15 protein-coding genes are annotated in these 15435 nt (G+C 63.3%); 1 reads left to right on the forward strand and 14 read right to left on the reverse strand.

Features of this window, described 5'->3' with window-relative positions; genetic code table 11:
- Positions 1–2: 2 nt before the first annotated feature.
- The 4 genes from LJ737_RS08130 to LJ737_RS08145 form a co-directional block, all read right to left on the reverse strand.
- Entirely contained in the window at positions 3–1148 is a 1146-nt protein-coding gene (locus LJ737_RS08130) for a hypothetical protein (RefSeq protein WP_227764511.1), read from the reverse strand.
- A 147-nt stretch (positions 1149–1295) separates the two neighbouring features.
- Complete coding sequence (locus LJ737_RS08135) at positions 1296–2225, reverse strand: TIGR01777 family oxidoreductase (protein WP_227764512.1); 930 nt, start codon at positions 2223–2225, stop codon at positions 1296–1298.
- 95 nt (positions 2226–2320) lie between these two features.
- Positions 2321–2986 (reverse strand): GTP cyclohydrolase I FolE, encoded by a 666-nt coding sequence (folE, locus tag LJ737_RS08140; RefSeq protein WP_227764514.1) that lies wholly within the window; start codon positions 2984–2986, stop codon positions 2321–2323.
- Positions 2979–3386, reverse strand: coding sequence for a 6-pyruvoyl trahydropterin synthase family protein (locus LJ737_RS08145; RefSeq protein ID WP_227764515.1), 408 nt, complete (start codon positions 3384–3386; stop codon positions 2979–2981). The genes folE and LJ737_RS08145 overlap by 8 nt, the downstream gene beginning before the upstream one ends.
- Positions 3387–3652: 266 nt before the next feature.
- Here LJ737_RS08145 and LJ737_RS08150 point away from each other — a divergent pair, with 266 nt between their 5' ends.
- Positions 3653–4357 carry a DNA repair ATPase gene (locus LJ737_RS08150; protein WP_227764517.1) on the forward strand — a complete coding sequence of 235 codons (705 nt, stop codon included), beginning with the start codon at positions 3653–3655 and terminating at the stop codon, positions 4355–4357.
- Between the two features lie 77 nt (positions 4358–4434).
- Here the strand turns inward: LJ737_RS08150 and LJ737_RS08155 are convergent, their stop codons facing one another.
- The 10 genes from LJ737_RS08155 to panB form a co-directional block, all read right to left on the reverse strand.
- Positions 4435–5016, reverse strand: coding sequence for an inorganic diphosphatase (locus LJ737_RS08155; RefSeq protein ID WP_227764518.1), 582 nt, complete (start codon positions 5014–5016; stop codon positions 4435–4437).
- A gap of 28 nt (positions 5017–5044) precedes the next feature.
- A complete protein-coding gene (locus tag LJ737_RS08160) occupies positions 5045–8035 on the reverse strand; it encodes a M1 family metallopeptidase (RefSeq protein WP_227764520.1) in 2991 nt (996 codons plus the stop codon).
- A 385-nt stretch (positions 8036–8420) separates the two neighbouring features.
- Complete coding sequence (gene rplS, locus LJ737_RS08165; RefSeq protein ID WP_227764522.1) at positions 8421–8777, reverse strand: 50S ribosomal protein L19; 357 nt, start codon at positions 8775–8777, stop codon at positions 8421–8423.
- 91 nt (positions 8778–8868) lie between these two features.
- The gene (gene trmD, locus LJ737_RS08170; RefSeq protein WP_227764524.1) at positions 8869–9606 is read right to left on the reverse strand and encodes a tRNA (guanosine(37)-N1)-methyltransferase TrmD; all 738 of its coding nucleotides are present in this window, start codon (positions 9604–9606) and stop codon (positions 8869–8871) included.
- A 35-nt stretch (positions 9607–9641) separates the two neighbouring features.
- Complete coding sequence (gene rimM, locus LJ737_RS08175) at positions 9642–10238, reverse strand: ribosome maturation factor RimM (protein WP_227764526.1); 597 nt, start codon at positions 10236–10238, stop codon at positions 9642–9644.
- A 95-nt stretch (positions 10239–10333) separates the two neighbouring features.
- Positions 10334–10873: a 30S ribosomal protein S16 gene (locus LJ737_RS08180; RefSeq protein WP_227764527.1), complete on the reverse strand. Its 540-nt coding sequence runs from the start codon at positions 10871–10873 to the stop codon at positions 10334–10336.
- 390 nt (positions 10874–11263) lie between these two features.
- Positions 11264–12031 (reverse strand): acyl-CoA desaturase, encoded by a 768-nt coding sequence (locus LJ737_RS08185; protein WP_227764529.1) that lies wholly within the window; start codon positions 12029–12031, stop codon positions 11264–11266.
- A 209-nt stretch (positions 12032–12240) separates the two neighbouring features.
- Positions 12241–12957, reverse strand: coding sequence for an RluA family pseudouridine synthase (locus tag LJ737_RS08190; RefSeq protein ID WP_227764531.1), 717 nt, complete (start codon positions 12955–12957; stop codon positions 12241–12243).
- A gap of 12 nt (positions 12958–12969) precedes the next feature.
- Positions 12970–14445, reverse strand: coding sequence for a cell envelope integrity protein CreD (gene creD, locus LJ737_RS08195; protein ID WP_227764533.1), 1476 nt, complete (start codon positions 14443–14445; stop codon positions 12970–12972).
- Between the two features lie 174 nt (positions 14446–14619).
- A complete protein-coding gene (panB, locus tag LJ737_RS08200; protein ID WP_227764535.1) occupies positions 14620–15435 on the reverse strand; it encodes a 3-methyl-2-oxobutanoate hydroxymethyltransferase in 816 nt (271 codons plus the stop codon).

Consider the following 15435-nt stretch of genomic DNA (forward strand, 5'->3'; position numbering starts at 1 on the left):
GGCTAGCGCCGGCGCCAGAGCCAGAAAAGCAAGCCACTCGCTGCGGCAGCCACCAGCAACGAGTAGAGCTGAAAGCGCCAGCGCCAGTTGTGCGCCGGCGCGGGCTGTGGTTGGATAGCCGCCGCGTTGCCCCAGACCAGAAACGCATCGGCCAAGGGCAGCTGCCCAAACAGGTAGGCCCGCTTGCCGTCCGCGGTGCTGGCCAAGCCGAATGCTTCCATGCTGCCGCGCAGTGCTTCTGCCAATTCCGTTTCGCCGTAGAGCTGTACCGCCCGCCGCCCCACCACCGAGGCTGCCCCGCCGATTTCCCAGATTACAGGCCCCGAGTCGACATCCGCGCCGAGCGTGCTGCCAAACGGGTACTCGCGGATGCCCAGCAGCCCCAGGCGCCGGTCGACGAAATAGCGCTGGTAGCCTTGGAATTGCCGACGCCCAAACGCCGGGTCGATATCGGCAAGCAAGCAAAGCATGAGACTTTGAGAAGAGCCCCGGGCACCTTCGCGCGGTTGTCCGCTGGTAAACTCGACTTCGTGCGGTAGCAGCCCCGAGGAGTCGGTAAAGGCCGCGACCCGCCGCAGCCAGCGGCGGATGGTGCGCTGGTAGCGCGGCGGATAGAGCCGGTCGTGCACGGCCAGCGAGGCCACGCCCACGGCCACATCGGCCGGCCAAGCCAGGTTGCGGTAGGTTTCCAAGTACGGCGAGTCCGCGGAGTCGAGCACTTGGGCCAAGTGGGCGCAGCTGCGCCGAAACGCGGCCGTATCCGCGGCCTGCCGTTCGGCGGGAGTTTGCGCGCCGAGTTGTTTGCCGAGAGCGTAGTTCAACCAGCCGACGTAAAACGCGCCGTAGGGCAGGGGCAGGTCGGGGTTGAAAATGGCCTTGCCTTCCGGCGAAGCAAGTTGCTGCACGGCCCAGCGGCTTTCGGCCACGGCCGCTTGGTGCAGGCGGCTGGCCGGCGGCGCGGCCGCGGCCACTTCACTCCAACTCAGGCTGTAGAGCGCGTTGGTAAACACAAACCCTTCCGGAAATAGCCCCTGCATGTCGGTGGCGGCGCCGGCGTGCAGCCTGGGCTGCAAGTGCCGCAACTGCGCCAGCACATCGGCATTCAGCCGCTGCCCGCCAACGTTAACGTAGATGGGCCGGCGAAGCAAAGCGGCATTCAGGTACAGCAGAAGCGCTAACGCCAGCAGCAAGGGCAGGCTTAGCAGCGACTTAACAATTCGGCGTGGAAATATTGTTGCCATCGAGCCATCGGCCCGAAGTCAGCGCCGACCGGCGTCAAGTTATAGCAAGACGGACTACTCTTCCTCGCGCTGGTAGAAGGAGCGCAGCGCCCCGCGCAGCTCCGGGTACTCGAACTGAAAACCTTGCTGCTCGATTTTCTGGGCACTCACGCGCTGCGAGGCCAGCACAATTTCGCTCATTTCGCCCATCACCAGCTTTAGGCCGAATTCGGGCACTTTGGGCAGCACCAGCGGGCGGTGCAGGGCCTCGGCCAGCGTTTCGGTGAAGACGCGGTTGGTCACCGGGTTCGGCGACACGGCGTTGTAGGTGCCCTTCCACTCCGGTTCCTCCATCATCTGAATGAGCAGGCGGCAGAGGTCGTCGATGTGAATCCAGGACATGTACTGCCGGCCCGAGCCGAGCACCACGCCCGCGCCCAGCTTCACCGGGCGGGCAATGGTGGGCAGGGCGCCGCCCTCGTCGCTGAGCACGATGCCGATGCGCGTGATGACCGTGCGGATGCCCAACGCCTGCACTTGCTGGGCCGCCCGTTCCCACTGCGTCGACACTTCGGCCAAGAAGTCGTCGGCGGGCGCGGGCGGGGCGTCTTCGGTCAGCAGCCGGTCGTCGGCGTCGCCGTACACCCCGATGGCGGAGGCCGATATAAAGGCCTTCACGTGGTGGGGCTTGTCGCGCAGCTCCCGGGCCAGCAGGTTGGTGCCGCCCACGCGGCTGGCCAGGATGTCCTGTTTTCGCTCGTCGGTCCACTTGCCCTCCGAGACGCTTGCGCCGGCCAAATTCACCACGAAATCGGCGTAGCCGATGGCGGCCTCGTCGATTTGCCCGGTGGTGGGGTCCCAGCGGAAGGAGCAGTAGTGGCCGTAGGAGGTTTGCCGGCTGAGGTGCGCTACTTCGTAGCCGGCGTCAATCAGCATTTCCGACAGCCGCATGCCAATCAGGCCGCGGCCACCCGAAATCAACACTTTGCGCAAGGAAGGTTTCATGGAGAGGGTGCTACGTCTTCGGCCCAGAGCGGGGGAAAAGCCGAAACGGGCCGCAAATGTACTGCCCAAACGCAAATCGGAAGAGGGTCAGTTCGTTATTTGCCGATCAGGCGCAGGAACTCCCGGCGCAGGCTCTCGTCCTGCCCGAACCGGCCGCCGTACTCGGCCGTGAGGGTCGAGCTGCTCGTGTCGTTCACGCCGCGGCTCATCACGCACAAGTGGTCGGCCTCGATGAGCACGGCCACGTCGTCGGTTTGCAGGCTTTGCTTGAGCTCCTCGGCAATCTGGCGGGTAAGGCGCTCCTGCACCTGCGGGCGGCGGGCGTAGTACTGCACCACGCGGTTGAGCTTGGAGAGGCCCACCACGTGCTCCCCGGGCAGGTAGGCCACGTGGGCCTTGCCGATGATGGGCACAAAGTGATGCTCGCAGCAGCTAAACAAGGTGATGTCGCGCTCCACCAGGATTTGCTCGTACTGGTAGCGGTTGTCGAAGAGGCGCACCTCGGGGCGCTGCGCGGGGTCGAGGCCGCGAAACCACTCGTGCACGTACATCTTGGCTACGCGCCGGGGCGTGCCCGCGAGGCTGTCGTCGGAGAGGTCGAGGCCGAGCAGGTCCATGATGTGGCGGAAGTGCTCGGTGATGCCGGCAATTTTTTCCTCCTCGCTCAGGGCAAAGGCGTCGGGGCGCAGCGGGGTGCGCAGGGAAGGGGCCAAGTGGGCATCGGCCTGCGGGGCCGCGCTGGGGTCGGGCTGGTTAGCCATGGTATTCTACAAAATTGCGGTCCGTTTCGTGGAGCGTGACCGAAAGGGCCAGGTGCTCCGCCAGATGCGGCCGCAGACGACGCCAGCAGACGGCCGCAATGTGTTCGGCCGTGGGGTTGAGCTGGCGGAAATCCTCGGTGTCCAGATTCAGGTTCCGGTGGTCAAAGGTATCCAGAATCTCGCGCTTGATGAGGTGGCTCAAGTGCTTCAGGTCGTATACGTAGCCGGTGTCCGGGTCGGGCTGCCCGGTCAGGCGTACGGTCAGCACGTAGTTGTGGCCGTGGTAGTTGGCGTTGCTGCACGGCCCGAAGACGGCCGCGTTCTGCTCGTCCGACCACGCCGGATTATACAGGCGGTGGGCGGCGTTAAAGTGCTCAGTTCGACCGATGGTAACTTTCATGGGGCCCATAACCTGCGGAAGATAAACTTTGTTTCGACTTTTGCAACACGTTCAATAACAGTACTTTGGCAAGGATGTATTTTTATGATATTGTATTTAATAAATATGTACAATCATTAATCAAATAAAAGTACAGTATTCCGAAAAAAATCAAGGGTGGCCGAGTGGTGCTTTGTGAGGAGGTGGTTAAATTTGGTGAGTTGTTAACCAAGCCTACTCCTGGTTGACCTCTTTCCCAACGTTTCTTCCAACTCATTTCACTTCTTATGAAATCAGGCGTACTCCTTTCTCTGTTGCTGTTCGTCCTGACGACTGCCGGGTTTGCGCAACGTTCGCCCGTTGACGAAACGGAAATGGCCGTGAAAGGCATTCCGCGCAAAGGTCAGCGCGTCACCATCCAGCTTGACAGCAAGCGCGTCGAAGACTCGTGGGTGAAGCTCATCAACGAGAAAATCGGCAAAGTGAAGGCCGACAAAGGCGTTTACTCCATGGACGGCGTCGTGGTTGAATCCATCTCCAAAACCCCGATCCGCATCATCTCGAAAGTAGATGCCGTGCCGACCGGCACCACCGTGTGGTGGTCGATTGACCTGGGCAATGCCTACCTGAGCAAGGAAGCTACCCCGCAGCAGTGGAAGTCGGCCGAAGCTTACCTGAAAGACTTCGCCCGCAGCCTCTACCGCGAAGACATTGCCCTGCAGGTGCAGGAAGCCGAAAAGGCCCTGATCAACTCGCAGAACAACCACATGGCCGTTATTGCCAAGCAGGACGCCATCAAGAAGGACATCGAGAAGAACAAAGCCAAGAAGCTTGAAATTCAGCAGCAGCTGGCCGAAAACGCCGCCGACCTGGTGAAGCTCAACAACATGGTGGACTCCAACCTGAAAGAGCAGGAAGCCGCCCGCGCCGACATTGTGAACATGCGCGTGCAGCTGGAGTCGGTGAAAGACCGCCTCAACAAAATCGAGTAGTCGCTCCGACGCTCATATGTTTAAAACGGCCCCGCCACTACTGGCGGGGCCGTTTTGCGTTTGGCCCGGGCGCTAACTCAGTCGGCTTTTTGCTGCACCTGCCGAATTTGCTGTTCGGCGGCTTGCTCGTCGCGCCAACTTACCACGCGCACCTCCCCGTGCTCGGCCGAGCGCAGCAGCCACAGCCGCAGCATCTCGCGGGCGGCCGGGTACTGCTGCAGCAGCTCGCGCCAGCTGGTGACGGGCATGATGCGTTGGCTGGGGCGGGCCGGCACGGCCAGCACCACCGGCTCCATCTCCCCGGCCCGGTCAAGCGTGACGAGGCCCACGGGCAGCACTTCCAGCACCGTGCCGGCGGGCAGGCTTTCGGCCAGCACCAGGGCCGGCAGCGGCTGCCCGGCCGGGTGCTGGGGCGAGGCCGGCAGCTTGGTCGACGGTACGAAGCCCGCGTTGGCGGGGTAGGGCAGAAAGCTCACCAGCCGGTCGACGCCGGCGCGCTGCTCGGGTTTGAAGTCGTTGGTGGCCGCGTCGTAGCGGAGCACGCGGTTGGTCCCGGCGGGCGTTTCCACCACCACCTGCAGCAATTGCCGGTCCTCGGAGTAGGTTGGCAGCTCATTAAAACGCGGCTGGCAGCCGACCACAAGGCCGGCTGCCAGCAACAGGAACGCACCAGACCGCAGCCCGCGTTTAGCGCAGGACTTGGTCGAGGAGGCGGAAGGGGTTGACTTTTTGTAGATCAAGCACAAAGCGGATGCGGTGGCTGAAGTCGCGGAAACCGTTGGGCAGCCCGTCGGTGTACTGGGAGCCAGCTACGGGCAGGTACAGACGGAACACGTTGTTGAACAGAGGCACCGCCAGGCCCGCGTCGTAGAACAGGCGCTGGTTGCGGCCGTCGGGCAACAGCTGCCGGCGGTTGACGGCTCCAAAGTCGGCAAAAACGTTGAATGACGTCACCGGCAGCTCGGCTTCCAGGTTCAGCGTGGTCAGCCATTTGTCGGCCGCCACCGGAATGTAGGCCTTGAAGGCTCCGTCACGGTCATCGGTTTGGTGGCGCTGAGCGGCGTAGGTATCCGAAATCTGCTGACGGTCGAGGAAAGCCGTTTGGCGGCGGTAGTCGAAGCTGCCGCTCAGGCCCATGAAGTAGCGGCGGGCGTCGCCTTCGGTTTGCTGGAAGAAGTAGCCGCCGAACAGGCGGGCGCGCACGCTCTTGCCTTGCTTGTAGTAATGCTCGTAGCGCAGGGCAGCGCGGCCGAGCACCGGCGAATCGTAGCTGGTGCCTGCATTGCGCGGGCTAAAGGCGTTCAGCTCGAGGTCGGCGCCGTACTGCTTCACGGCGTCGCCGCCGTCCAAGTTGTAGCGCAGCGTCGGGATGATGTTGTCGCTCAGCTCGTCCTTGGCCCGCACGATGGTGTAGGCCAGCTGCACGGTTTGCTGGGGGCCGGCGGGGCGGTTGCGGCGCAGCTCCAGGGTCACGCTGGGCTCCAGTTTGGTGTAGCGCTCAAAGCGCGTCGCCAAGAAGCTCGTCGTCACGCGCTGCAGCAGGCGGCCGGTGGGCAGCGCGTTCAGGTTGAGTTGCCCGATGCCCTTCAGCTCGGCCTTGCCGAAGCTAAACATGGGCATAGCCAGGTAGCTGATTTTGTTTAGCACCAGCGGATTGTTGTAGAAGGCCGCGCCGAGCATGAACTTGTCGTAGGTGTTGGCCCCGAGCACCGGCAGCCAGTTCAGCGAGGCGTGGTCCCAGCGCTCCGCGCTCAGCAGGGGGCGCAGGCGCACCGATTCCAGCGTCGGCAGGGCCCCGCTGAGGCGGCGCTGGTCGTCGCGGCGGTTGAGCTGGGGCGTGAGGTACTGGGCGTCCACCACCACGGCGGCCACGGCGGGCGTGCGGCGGAAGTTGAGCTGGGTAACGTCCGTGTCCTCGGTTTCCGATTTTTCCTCGGCTTCGCGGCCGCCGAATACCGGCGTCCAGAGCGTTTCCAGCACCTTGCCCGAGGCGTCGACGGTCGATACTGGTACGGCCCAGGGCGCGTTGGATTCGTTGCGCACCAGCACTTTTATTTGTTGGTCGGTGCTCATGATGTCGGCCACCGCGGCGTTGTAGCGGCCGGTGGTGCCCATCATCTGCTGGAAAAACCAATCGAGCTTCTGCCCGCTGGCTTCTTCGAAGGCGGCCTGAAAATCGGCCGGGCCAGGGTGGCGGAACTTCCACCGGTCGAAGTACAGGTGCATGCCCTGGTCGAATTTCTCCTGGCCCAGGTAGGCGGCGAGGTAGCGCAGCAGCCCGGCCGTCTTGCCGTACACCACGGCCCCGTAGTTGTAATTCACGTACTGGGCCGCCGGCAGGGTCACGGCCTGGTCGTAGCCGCGGCTGGCCGGCACCTGCCACTGCAGTTGCGACACGGCGTAGGGCGGCAGGCCCTGCAAATCGAAGCCCTTGGCCACTTTGGGCATTGTTGCCGCCTTGGCAATGGGGTCGGTCAGCTCGGCGCCGGAGGCTTCCGACACGCGGGCTTCCAGGTAGCTGTTCACGCCCTCGTCCATCCACGGGAACTCCCGCTCGTTGGAGGCCAGAATGCCGTAAAACCAGTTGTGGCCCACTTCGTGGATGGTAGCAAACGGGTCCGTCACGGTCACCATCGGGTACTCCATGCCCGAGCCCGCGCTCAGCGCCCCGTCGACGGCCGTGGCGGCGGAGTAAGGGTACTCGCCCACCCAGCGCGAGTAGCCCTGCAGGGCGTAGCGCAGGTCGTTGCGGTGTTTGAGCCAGTCGGCGGCGTTGCGGTTGGTAAACAGCATCCAGGTCGTTACCACGCGCTCCGAGCCGGGCAGCTTCACGGTGTCCTTGAGCACGTTGAAGCGCTTGTCGGCAAACCAGGCGAAGTCGTGCACGCGGTCTTGGGTGTAGCGCAGCGTTTTGGTCGTCGCGGCCGACTGCGGGAAGCTCACGTCGGAGCCGAACGTTTCCGCGCCCTTGGCGGCCGTGGTGGCGGCCAACTGGTCGAGGCGGGCCCGCTCGTCGGGGTTCTGCAGCTCGCCGGTAGCGCCCACCACGTAGTTGTCGGGCAGGGTGATGCGCACGTCGAAGGAGCCAAACTCGGAGTAGAACTCGCCCTGGTCGAGGTAGGGCATCTGGTGCCAGCCGGTGCGGTCGTACACCGCCGGCTTGGGGTACCACTGGCTGATTTGGTAGCTCTGGCCCACGTGGCCCATGCGCGAGAAAGAGTCGGGCAGCTTCACCCGGAAGGGCGTGCTGATGGTCACGCGCTGGCCCGGCTGCAGCGGCTGCGGGAGCGTGAGCTTGGCTATGTCGGGGTTCTTGGGGTCGTAGTCGAGCTTTACCACCTGCCCTTCGACGCGGAAATCGAGTTGGTCGATGTAGCCGCGCTGGTTGGCCTTGGCAAACTCAAACTTGCGCTTGCCCTGCTCGCGCTGCTGGCGGGCAAACGCCGAGGAGTTGTCCTTGTAGGCGTTGGGCCAGAGGTGAATCCAGATAAAGGGCAGCGCGTCGGGCGAGTTGTTGACGTACTGCATTTCCTCGCGGCCGGTCAGCACGTGCTGTTGGTCGTCGAGGGTCACGTCGATGGAATAGTTGACTTCCTGCTGCCAGTAGGGGCGCGGGGCTTGAGCCACGGCCGCCAGCGGCAGCACCGCCAGCGCAAGGCCGGGTAGTAGTTTGTGCATAAAGAGGGAGAGCGAAAGGACGCGACGAAAGTACGCGTTCGGGCCCGATTGGGGTTTGGCGGATGGATTAGAACGTCATTCTGCGCGCAGCCGAAGCGTCTCGCGTGCTGACATTGAACAGCGGCTCGCTCAGACCAAAGTAAAAAGAACGTCATGCTGAGCCTGTCGAAGCATCTCCGCTTCGTCAGATACAATCCAATGAATCGGTAGACATGCTTCGACAGGCTCAGTATGACAATACTGGCGGATGTCAGCCCGCGAGATGTCTTGACAAGCTCGACAATGACGTTCTTTTGGCGCGTGCAGCAACAGCCGCATCGAACACAAAAAACCGGGCCTCCACCGCGAGGGTAGAGGCCCGGTTTGAGCTTGGAGGCAGGATGCCTTAGGCGCGCTTCTCTTTGATACGAGCAGCTTTGCCCGAGAGGCCGCGCAGGTAGAACAGGCGGGCGCGACGCACTTTACCGCGGCGGATCAGCTCGATCTTGTCGAGGTTCGGCGAGATGATCGGGAAGATACGCTCGGTGCCGATTTGGTTCGACACTTTGCGCACGGTGAAGGTCTCACCGTTGGTGCCCGAGTTCCGGCGCTGGATAACCACGCCCTGGAACTGCTGGATGCGCTCCTTGTTGCCTTCGCGGATCTTAACGTGCACGTTTACGGTGTCACCGGCAGCGAATTCCGGGAAGCTGGCGCGGCGCTCTTTGGCTTCCTGGTTGATGAGGTCGAGAAGTTGGCTCATGACAGCAAAAAATCTAAAAAAGGCGGCGCCGCCGCCCGAGTGGTTTCAGTAAGGAGGCGCAAATATAGTGAGTTTCGGCCGAGCTACAACACTAAGCATTAGGTTTTTTCCGGCGGCGCGGCTTGCGCGGCTCCTCAAACGCCTCCGCGGGCATATCCGCCAGCAAATCGGGGCGGCGCTGCTGGGTACGCTGCAGGGCCTGCTCGTGGCGCCAGTCCTCCACCTTGGGCGTGTCGCCCGACATGAGGATGGCCGGCACCGTCCGCCCGCGCCACTCCGCGGGGCGTGTGTACACCGGCGGGGCCAGCAGGTTGTCCTGAAACGAGTCGCTCAGGGCCGATTCCTCGTTGCCGAGCACGCCCGGCAGCAGGCGCACCACGGCGTCGACCACCACGGCCGCACCCAGCTCCCCGCCGCTGAGCACGAAGTCGCCCACGCTGATTTCCTCGGTCACGTACTCCTCGCGGATGCGTTCATCCACGCCCTTGTAGTGTCCGCAGAGCAGAATCACGTTCCGCAGCAAGGACAGTCGATTCGCCGCCGCCTGCCGGAACGTGGGCCCGTCGGGGGTGAGGTAGATGATGGCGTCGTAGGCGCGCTCGGCCCGCAGCCCGTCGATGCAGGCAGCAATGGGTTCGGGGCGCAGCACCATGCCCGCGCCGCCGCCGAAGGCGTAGTCGTCGATCTGCCCGTGCTTGTTGATGGCAAACTGGCGTAGGTCGTGCAGGTGAATGTCGGCCAGGCCTTTCTCCTGGGCCCGCTTCACAATGGAGTGCGCGAAGGGGCTGACGAGCAGTTCGGGCTGGCAGGTGATGATGTCGAAGCGCATGGCGCAGGCGGCGGGGTGAGGCGTGGGTACGGCGGTTACTTGGCGGCTTGCGCGTCCTCCGACGGCTCCGCGTCGTCCTCGTCGTCCGGGGCGCCGGGGTTGAGGTAGATGTCGAGCAGGCCGTCGGGCAAGGTCACGTGCAGCTCCTTGGTGTCCTCGTCGGCGTGTTGAATCAGCTCGTCGACCACCGGAATCAGCACTTCCTGCCCTTGGTAGCGCATGGCCAGCAGCACCTGCTCGGGCAGCTCGTAGAACGACTCCACGGTGCCCAGTGGGCCCAGGTTCGCGTCGACCACGGCGTAGCCCACGACCTCGTGGAAGTAAAACTGGTCTTCTTCCAGCTCGGGCAGGTCGACCAGGGGGCGGTACAGCTTCAGGCCCCGAAACAGCTCGGCGTCCTCGATGCGGTCCACGGTTTTGAGCTTGAGCAGCACGCGGGTGCCGGCCTGCGGCGTGAGGCGCTCCACGCCGAAGCGGTGCAGCTTGCCCGAGCCGGCGGGGCGCTCCACGAAGACTTCCTCCACGCGGCGGTAGTCGTCCACGCTGTCCACGTCCAGCTCGGCCACCAGTTGCCCGCGCAGGCCGTGGGTTTTCACCACGTAGCCCAGTTCGTAGCTTTCGTCAAGGTTCATAGCAGTCGATGAGTTGGCGGGTTAAAAAGTTTAGGAGTTCAAGAGCCTCCCGAAGGCGACTCTTAAACTCCTAACCTCAAAACGCTAAACCTGAATTAGGCGTTTTCCTCGGTGCTTTCGGCGGGAGCCTCGGCAGCTTCGGGCGCTTCAGCGGCCGGAGCGTTGGCAGCGGCGGCAGCGGCTTGCTTCTGGCGCAGCGCCTCGGCGCGGGCTTCGCGCACTTTGGTTTCGGCGGCCAGTTGCTGCTTGCGGGCTTCGTCTTTGGCGGCGCCCACGTTGGTGCGCTTGCCTTCGATTTTGGCCGTCTTCTCGTCGTTCCACTGCTGCAGACGCTGGTCGGCTACGTCCTGCGTGATGGCGCCTTTGATAACGCCGAGCTGCAGGTGCTTGCGGAACAGTACGCCGCGATACGACAGCATGGCGCGCACGGTGTCGGTGGGCTGGGCGCCCTTCATCAGCCAATCGAAAGCCTTGTCGGCGTCGAAGTTGATGGAGGCCGGGTTGGTCAGCGGGTTGTAGGTGCCGAGCTTCTCGATGAAGCGGCCGTCACGCGGAGCGCGCGAGTCAGCAACTACGATGTCGTACATAGCGGCCTTTTTGCGGCCGCGGCGGGCGAGGCGGATTTTAACTGCCATAAACCGTGTCGGTTAGGTGACGCAACTCGTGCGTCGGATGAAAAAAGATTTGGGCTGCAAAGGTAAGAAATAATGCCGCAGATTGGTGCTGGGCGCAAATATTTGTCATAGAACGACCTGCAAAATGGTCATCCTGAGCAGCGCGAAGGACCTCGCATCTTGTACCAACTGAAAAGCGCAGCCGCCAACACCCGGTTACACGGGCTGCGGTGGCTGCGCTTGTTAGGTTGCTGCATTTGCTGAAAAAGAGGCGGTGCTTTGTCGGCAGCGGCGCTGCGGGGGGAGGAAAACCTCTCGCTCTGCTCAGGATGACCGTTCATTTTGCTTCGGCACAATAAAAAAGCCACCCCGGTTTCCCGAAGCGGCTTTTGATGCTCGTGTGGTTCGGCCTTATGCCGCCATCGATACCGGCTGCTTGGCCGATTTCTCGCGCTTGATCTTGATGATGCCGACTTTGTCCAACGTCCAGATGACGGGATAGGTCGGGTCCAACTCCCACCACTTCACGCCGAAGTTGACGCGCATGGGCAGCTTGTGGTGGTTGTTTTGAAACAGCTCGCCGCCGGTGAGAAAGTCGAAGAACAGCGAGTTGCGCGACTTGTCGTTGTTGTCGAAGTTCTGGTAGCCGTACTTATGGCCGCTCCAGTTCACGATGGCGCCGTGCACCGGGCCCATCAAGAAGTGGAAGGGCAGCAGCAGGTAGAGGTACCACATGCTGGCCGGCACCAAGGCCACGTAGAACAGCACGTAAGCCGTGCCCCAGCTCACGCGCGACACCCAATGGTCGCCGATACGCTCCAGCGCGCCCCAGGTGGGGTAGTCGCCCTCGAAGCGCTTGGCCAGCTCGTACTGGTCGTTGAGCACCGAGTTGTAGATGTTTTTCGTCTTCCACATCATCGTGAAGGCGTTCGACGAGAAGTGGGGGGAGTGCGGGTCGTGCTCGGTATCGGAGTACGCGTGGTGCATGCGGTGCAGCAGCGCGTAAGCCCGGGGCGAGAGGTACGACGAGCCCTGCGCCACGTAGGTCAGCAGGAAGAAGAAACGCTCCCAAAAGCGGTTCATCGTGTACATCTTGTGGGCCGCGTAGCGGTGCAGGTAGAACGTCTGCACGAACAGCGACAGGTACCAGTGCCCGACGAAAAACAACAGAATCGGCATGAGGCGGGGTGAAGGGAAAAAGGTTAAAGCCTTGACGCCTAAACGCGTGCAGGGCTGTTTTGTTTGTCCGAAGCGCAAACGTAGCGCCGGGCCGCGGTCCGGCCAATGACGTTCGTCAGCGCCGGCGCATAGCCGGAGCGGGAAGTCGGGGCAGGGGCAAGTTGGCCGTTCAACGGCATTGGCAGCGGTACAAGTTCACCGCCGGGCGGTTAATTCACCAGCTCGCCGCTGCGGATCGGGTCCCACACTTCCGCGTCGGGCAAGGGGGCCACGATGTCCATTTCCTGCTGGGTGACCGGGTGCTTGAACTGCAACCGGCGGGCGTGCAAGGCAATGCTCAGATCGGGCAGGGGGGCCATGGCGCCGTACTTCACGTCGCCGGTGATGGGCGTACCCAGGCCGGTGCTCAGCTGCACCCGGATCTGGTGCGGGCGGCCGGTGATGGGGTTGACTTCGAGTAGGTAGCGGTGGCCCACCTGGCCCAGCACTTTGTAGTTCAACTCGGCGCGCTGGCCCTGCGGGTGCTTCTGGGCGTAAGCCTTGGTCACGTTGCGCATCGGGTCCTTCAGCAGCCAGTGCACCAGGGTGCCCTCGGGCTCCTGCGGGGCTTTGCCCACCAAGGCCCAGTAGGTTTTGTGCATCTGGTTGTCGCGGAACATTTCGTTCAGCCGGCTCAGGGCCTTGCTGGTTTTGGCCAGCACCACGATGCCCGACACGGGCCGGTCGATGCGGTGGCACACGCCGATAAAGGCGTTGCCGGGCTTTTTGTACTTCAACCGCAGGTACTCGGCGGCTTTCACGGAGAGCGGCTCGTCGCGGGTTTCGTCGGCTTGCACCAGCGTGCCGGCGGTTTTGTTGACGATGAGCAGGTGGTTGTCTTCGAACAGAATTTCTTTCTGTTCCGACCAGATGGCAGGTCTATTCACGAGGTAAAAGTACTATTCAGAAAGCGTTTCGGGCGCCGCGCTGTCGTACCAGCGGATGCGGCGCGAGAGGAACATCACAATGCCGAGCACCAGCAGCAGGCCCAGGCTACCAATCAGCAGGGCGTAATCCTGCAACTGAATGACGACGAACACGAAGCCGTAAATGAGCGTGAGCACGCCGGCCGTAATCAGCACCAAGCGCCGCTGCCGGAACACCGCCGCGGCGTAGGCCGTGACCAGCCCGATGATGGCGGCGCCCGCCAAGCCATAAGCCGCATTGAAGGGCATATGTTCCGACAAAGCTAGCAGCAACACGTAAAAAATTACCAACGCCAGCCCCACTAAGATATACTGAAACGGGTGAATGCGCCGCCGGTTGAGCACTTCCACGAAAAAGAAAATCAGGAAGGTGAGCGTGAGCGGCAGCAGCGCGTACTTGGCGGCACGCATGGTTTTCTGGTATTCATTGACGGGCACCAGCAGCCGCACGCCGAACGTGGAGCCGTTCACGTTGGGCTGAAACGCGGCCGTGCGCCAGCGCTGCGGGTAGTTGCGGTTCAGGTGCAGCACCCGCCAATCGGCCGTGAACTGCTGGGCCGTAACCTGCCGCTGGGCGGGCAAAAACGCGCCGATAAAGCTCGGGTCGGGCCAGGGCGCGGCGAGACGGGCGGTGGTTTGGCGGCCCAGCGGCGCCAGCAGCAGGCCGGTGCTCCCGTTCAGGTCCAGCTCGAAGCTGAAGGTGTGGCGCCCGACCAGCGCGGCGGCGTTGGGCACCGGCACCGGGGCGCTCAGGCCGCTGTTGTTGCTGCCGTCCTCCGCGGGCACCTCGTCGGTGCCCTGAAACTTGGAGTAGCGCTGCCGCTCGTTGCGCACGGCGGTTTCGTCGGAGGCCACGCCGGGGGGCGTGCCCACGGGCAGCAGCTGCGGCGAGGGCACGCCCGGCTCGAAACCGCGCGGCTGCCCGTCCCAGCTCAGGCGCAGGCTGTTGCGGATGCCTTTCAGGTCGGAAATGCCGAGGGCCACGAAGGCTTCGGCCCAGTGTATATCAGCCGGGTCCAGGTCGAGGTCGGCCAGGGAGGCGGTTTGAAACACGCCGCGCACCCGAAGCCGGGCCCGGTACACCACCGCCTCGTAGATGCCGCGGTGCCGCCGCTCGGGCTCCAGCTGCCCGGTGGTGGCGAGGCTGTCGGGCAAGAAGCAGAGGTATTCGGTGGTGCGCTGCGGGCGGCCTTTTTCGTCTTGGCTGCGGGCCGTGTAGGGCAGGGCCAGCACGGGCCCGAGCACCAGCTGCGGCCCGCCCCACTTGCCGCTGATTTCGCGGGTGGCGGCATCCCGGTTTTCGGCGCGCTCGGTTATCAGGCTTTCCACCATCGTCGACGGAATCAGCAGCAGGAGCAGCAGAAAGCCGATGGAGAGCAGCTTGATGGTAATCGAGTTGCGCAGCCAGGCGTTGAGCCGATCAACCAAGGAGACGGGGGAAGTAGACATGGGCTAGAACGAGACGCGGCGGAACCAGCCGCCAAACAAGACCGCCGGCCTGCGCAATGCAAGCCGGCGGTAAGCTAAGTCAGAACGAACAGAACCGTCGTCGGCAACCCGGGCACCGACGCCCAGGCATAACGCCGGCGGCGCGCCCGGGCGCATGCGCGGCGGCCGAAATACCTAGTAGGCTTCCTTCTCGTTGGGAAAGTCGCGGCTCTTCACGTCGCTCACGTACTGGGTCACGGCTTGGTGCATCAGGTCGCCCAACTCAGCGTAGCGGCGCAAAAAGCGCGGCTTGAATTCCTGCGTGATGCCCAGCATGTCGTGCACCACCAGCACCTGCCCGTCCACTTCCGGGCCCGCGCCGATGCCGATAACCGGGATGGTGAGCTGCTCGGCCACTTGCTTGGCCAGGGCCGAGGGAATCTTTTCGAGCACCAGGGCGAAGCAACCCAGCTCCTCCAGCAGCTTGGCGTCCTCGATGAGCTTCTGGGCCTCGGCGTCTTCCTTGGCCCGCACGGTGTAGGTGCCGAACTTGTAAATGCTCTGCGGGGTGAGGCCCAGGTGGCCCATCACCGGAATACCGGCCGTCAGGATGCGAATAATCGAGTCCTTGATTTCGGCGCCGCCTTCCAGCTTCACGCCGTGCCCGCCCGATTCCTTCATGATGCGGATGGCCGAGCGCAGCGCCTCCGACGAGTTGCCTTGGTAGGAGCCAAACGGCATATCGACCACCACGAAGGACCGCGTCACAGCCCGCACCACCGAGGCGGCGTGGTAAATCATCTGGTCCAGGGTGATGGGCAGGGTGGTTTCGTGGCCGGCCATGACGTTGGAGGCCGAGTCGCCGACGAGCAGCACGTCGATGCCCGCCCCGTCGAGGATTTTGGCCATCGAGTAATCGTAGGCGGTGAGCATGGAGATTTTCTCGCCGCGCTGCTTCATGGCCTGCAACTGGTGCGTGGTCACGCGCTTGATTTCCTTGTGCTGCGACAT

The sequence above is a fragment of the Hymenobacter sp. 15J16-1T3B genome (assembly GCF_020711235.1).
Taxonomy (GTDB): Bacteria; Bacteroidota; Bacteroidia; order Cytophagales; family Hymenobacteraceae; genus Solirubrum.